Origin of the sequence: Streptomyces sp. MK37H (genome assembly GCF_018035285.1) — a bacterium.
GTDB classification, from domain to species: domain Bacteria; phylum Actinomycetota; class Actinomycetes; order Streptomycetales; family Streptomycetaceae; genus Streptomyces; species Streptomyces endocoffeicus.
On record NZ_JAAAYH010000577.1, the window covers coordinates 1 to 4,525 of the forward strand.

The following is a 4,525-nucleotide window of genomic DNA, read 5'->3' on the forward strand; positions in this document are numbered from 1 at the left end:
AAAGCACATCGGCACAGCACTTCGGCACCACACGTGCACCCCACGACCTCATCGAGGAGAGCCGCATGCCATCCCGTACCCCCCGCATCCTGCTGAGCGCCCTCGCCACCCTGGCCACGGTGGCGGTGCTGACCACGGGCCCCGCCCTCGCCACACCCACCTCGCACTCCACCACGACGGCCGCCCAGGCGACGTGGGACACCGACCGGGCGGCGGCCGCGTACGCCGCGGACCACGGCGCCGTCACCGCGTCCGGCAGCGAGAACGACGGCGCCGCGCCGGGCCTGGCCTTCGACGGCAACGGGTCGACCCGCTGGTCCAGCCCGTTCACCGACAACGCGTGGATACGCGTCGACCTCGGCGCCACCATCCGGATCGACCGGGTCGTCCTGGACTGGGAGGCCGCCTACGGCAAGAAGTACGTCCTGGAGGTGTCGAAGAACGGCACCGACTGGACCCCCTTCTACACCGAGGACGCCGGCACCGGAGGATCCATCACCGCCCACACCCACCCGCAGGACGTCGTCGGACGCTACGTACGGATGCGTGGCATCGAGCGCGGCACGCCCTACGGGTACTCGCTGTACTCGTTCAAGGTGTACGGCGGCGAGCCCGCCCCGGCGTCCACGACCCGGACCAATCTCGCCCTTAACCACCCCGCCTACTCCAACTACTACCAGCACGCGGGCAACTCGCCCGCCTTCGTCACCGACGGCGGCTGGCCCGCCAACCTCAAGGACGACCAGAGCCGCTGGTCCAGCGACTGGAACGCCAACCGCTGGGTCTCGGTGGACCTCGGCGCGACCTCCACGATCGACACCGTCGACCTGTACTGGGAAGCCGCCTACGCCGTCGACTACCAGGTGCAGGTGTCCGACGACAACCGCACATGGCGCACCGTCTACCAGCCCTCCGCCGCCGAGGTGGCCGCCCGCCGCGCGGATGTGAAGTCCCCCGCGGACGCGGTGGGACGCCATGACACCGTGAAGCTGTCGCAGCCCGCCACCGGTCGCTATGTGCGGATGCTGGGGAAGGAGCGCCGCTCCTTCTACAACCCGGCGCCGGCCACCGCCCAATTCGGCTACTCCCTCTACGAGTTCCAGGTCTGGGGTACCGGCGGGAGTGCCTCCGCCGCGTACCCGGCCCTCCCCGGTGAACAGTCCGGGGCGTACAGGACGACGTTCTTCGACGACTTCACCGGCGCCTCCCTCGACCGCTCGAAGTGGCGTGTGGTGCGGACCGGCCAGGAGATGGGGTCCGTCAACGGCGAGTCGCAGGCGTATGTCGACTCCTCCGACAACATCCGCACCGAGAACGGCAATCTCGTCCTCAGGGCGAAGTACTGCAAGGGCTGCACCCAGGCGGGCGGCGGCACATACGACTTCACCTCCGGACGCATCGACACCCACACCAAGCTGGACTTCACCTACGGGCGGGTCAGCGCGCGGATGAAGCTGCCGGTCGGCGATGGCTACTGGCCCGCGTTCTGGCTGCTGGGCAGCGATGTGGACGATCCCTCGGTGTCCTGGCCCTCCTCCGGCGAGACCGACATCATGGAGAACATCGGCTACGCCGACTGGACCAGCACCGCCCTGCACGGCCCCGGCTATTCGGCGGACGGCAACATCGGCGCCCGCCAGATCTACCCGGGCGGCGGTCGCGCCGACCAGTGGCACACCTACGCGGTGGAGTGGACACCCACCGGGATGCGCTTCCTCGTCGACGACCGGGTGGTCCAGGAGACGAGCCGCAACAAGCTCGAGTCCACCCGTGGCCAGTGGGTCTTCGGCCACAACCAGTACGTCATCCTGAACCTCGCCCTGGGCGGAGCGTACCCGGCCGGGTGGAACAAGGTCACCACCCCCTACTGGGGCCTGCCGCAGTCCAGCGTCGACCGGATCGCGGCCGGGGGAGTGCAGGCGGAGGTGGACTGGGTGCGCGTCGAACAGAAGGGGTGAGCGCTGCATCATGGATCGTTGCCGGGCGGCCGCCGTGGCCGCCCGGCGTTGGGAAGCAGCGGAAGAAGGAGGAGCGCCGATGCGGGTGGCGTTGCACTCGGTTCTCAAGGAGGGCCAGGAGTCCGGTTATGAGCAGGTGCACGCCACGGTCCCGGAGGACCTGCTGGTGGCGCTGCGCCGGGCCGGGATCGCCAACTGGCGGATCTGGCGCAGCGGGCGCCATCTCTTCCACCTCGTGGACTGCGAGGACTTCGCGGCCGCGATGGCGGCGCTGGACGAGGACCCGGCCAACCAGCGCTGGCAGGAGTTCATCGGCGCGTACGTCGACCACTTCGAGGACACCGGCGGTTCCCCCGCCGAGGCGGAGCGGATGGCGCTCGGCGAGGTGTGGGAGCTGCGGGCCCAGGCCGAGGCCGCCGAGCGCGGTTAGGGGGTGTCCGGCGGATCGTGACGCCTGCGGCGGGCTCTTCCCCTCCCCTGGGAGGGGAAAGCATCGATATGCGGCTCCGCCGCGTGGTCCGACGGACGCTCCGTAGCCACCCTGTAGCCGGGACGATCGGCCGAACCGATCGGCCGAACCGGCGGAGCCTACCGATCCGGATCGTTTGGCGCAGCCATTCATCAGACCTTGAGTACGGGTGAGAACGGGGCGAACGCGTCCACGTACGACGTGGTGGCCCCGCACGGGGGCGTGGCGGAACGCGAGAGGCGCTCCGCACACGCCTGCCGCGCATCCCCGACTGGAGGTCAGTGAGTTGAGCCACCGACGTGTGAACAAGCGGACCCTCGCCATTTCCGGAGCCGCCATCACCGCGCTCGGGGCAGCCGCCATTCTGCTGCCCAACGCGAACGCGAACCCGGACGAGTCGTCGGGCGCCAAGACCTTCTCGTCCCAGGCCGCGGTGAAGCTCGCGAGGAGTCTCGCCTCGGACCTCGGTGACAACGGCGCGGGCTGGTACTACGACAACGGCAACCGCCAGCTGGTCATGAATGTGGTGGACGAGGACTCCGCCGAGTCCGTCCGGGCCAAGGGCGCCGTGGCGAAGGTCGTCCAGAACAGCATGGCCGATCTGAAGACCGCCACCCAGACGCTGAGCCGCGATGCGTCGGTGCCCGGCACCGCCTGGTCGATCGACCCGGTCACCAACAAGGTCCAGGTGACCGCTGACCGGACGGTGACCGGCACGAAGTGGGACACGCTGACCAAGGCCACGGGCCAGATGGAGGGCACGGTCAGCGTCAAGCGCAGCAAGGGCGAGTTCAAGAAATTCGACGGCGAGGAGGCGGCCCAGCCCGGCGGCAACGGCGGCGCGGGCGCCGAGGACGCGGCGGGTGACGCGGGTGACGCGGGCGCCGGGGACGCGGCCGGTGCGGCGGGCGGAGCGGGTGACGCGGGTACCGGTGCCGCGGGTGGCGCGGGCGACGCGGGGGCCGCAGGTGGTGCGGGTGATGCCGGTGCCGGTGGCGCCGGAGACACCGCGGGCGGTGCCGGTGACGCTGGGGGTGGCGGGGACGCCGCGGCCGGTGGGCTCGACGGCGGCGATGCCATCTTCGGCGGTGGCGCCCGCTGTTCGCTGGGCTTCAACGTCAGCGTCGACGGCGCGCCGGGCTTCCTGACCGCGGGCCACTGCGGCAACGAATCCCAGACCTGGACCTCGGACGAGGCCGGCGCCCAGCAGGTGGGCACGGTGCAGGACTCCAAGTTCCCCGAGAACGACTTCGCGCTGGTGATGTACGACGACGCCACCACCCAGCCGTCCAGCACGGTCGACCTCCAGAATGGCAACACCCAGGAGATCGGGCGCGCCGTCGAGGCGAGCGTGGGCCTGAAGGTGCAGCGCTCCGGCTCCACGACCGGGGTCACCGACGGCACGGTCACCGGCCTCAACGCCACGGTGAACTACGGCAACGGCGACATCGTCAACGGCCTCATCCAGACCGATGTGTGCGCCGAGCCCGGTGACAGCGGTGGCGCGATGTTCGCCGAGGACGCGGCGGTCGGGCTGACGTCCGGCGGCAGCGGCGACTGCACCCAGGGCGGCGAGACGTTCTTCCAGCCGGTGACCGCCGCGCTGGAGGCCACCGGCGCGGTCATCGGCGCGGACGGCGGCGGCGCCGGTGGCGGTGACGCGGCCGGTGGCGGTGACGCGGCTGGTGGTGCCGGCGACGCGGCTGGTGGTGCCGGTGACGCCGCGGGCGCGGGCAACGCCGGAGCCGGTGACGCGGGCGCTGGCGACGCGGGCGCCGGTGACGCGGGTGCCGCTGCCGGGGCCGGTGACACCGGCAACGATGCGGGCCAGGGTCTCAACTGATCCGGCCCACCCCATGAACGAGGCCCCGGGCGCCCTCCTGCCCCAGTGCCCGGGGCCTCCCCTCTCCCTACGATCTACGAGACCTACGAGACCTACGACCCTAGGCCCTGGCCGGAGACCGGAAGCCCCGCCGCCTCCGCCGCCGCGCCGAGCACCTCGCGCAGCATGGCCGGGGTGAGCCGCCCGGTGAAGGTGTTCTGCTGGCTCACGTGGTAGCAGCCGAAGAGCGTGAGCGGCGGCCCGCCGTCGGCCGCC

3 protein-coding genes and 1 pseudogene are annotated in these 4,525 nt (G+C 71.3%); 3 read left to right on the top strand and 1 reads right to left on the bottom strand.

The annotated features are described in order from the left end of the window. The first annotated feature begins 65 nt into the window (after nt 1-65). The 3 genes from GWI24_RS40855 to GWI24_RS40865 all read left to right on the top strand — a co-directional run bounded on the left by GWI24_RS40855 (nt 66) and on the right by GWI24_RS40865 (nt 4,270). Entirely contained in the window at nt 66-1,958 is a 1,893-nt protein-coding gene (locus GWI24_RS40855; RefSeq protein WP_210951081.1) for a discoidin domain-containing protein, read from the top strand. Between the two features lie 79 nt (nt 1,959-2,037). Continuing rightward, on the top strand, nt 2,038-2,388 hold the full coding sequence (locus tag GWI24_RS40860) for an L-rhamnose mutarotase (protein WP_210951082.1): 351 nt from the start codon (nt 2,038-2,040) through the stop codon (nt 2,386-2,388). A 340-nt stretch (nt 2,389-2,728) separates the two neighbouring features. After that, the gene (locus GWI24_RS40865; protein WP_308344256.1) at nt 2,729-4,270 is read left to right on the top strand and encodes a S1 family peptidase; all 1,542 of its coding nucleotides are present in this window, start codon (nt 2,729-2,731) and stop codon (nt 4,268-4,270) included. A 92-nt stretch (nt 4,271-4,362) separates the two neighbouring features. On the opposite strand, the pseudogene GWI24_RS45935 reads toward GWI24_RS40865, so the two are convergent. Continuing rightward, nucleotides 4,363-4,525: pseudogene (locus GWI24_RS45935) on the bottom strand (uracil-DNA glycosylase); the annotation flags it as partial.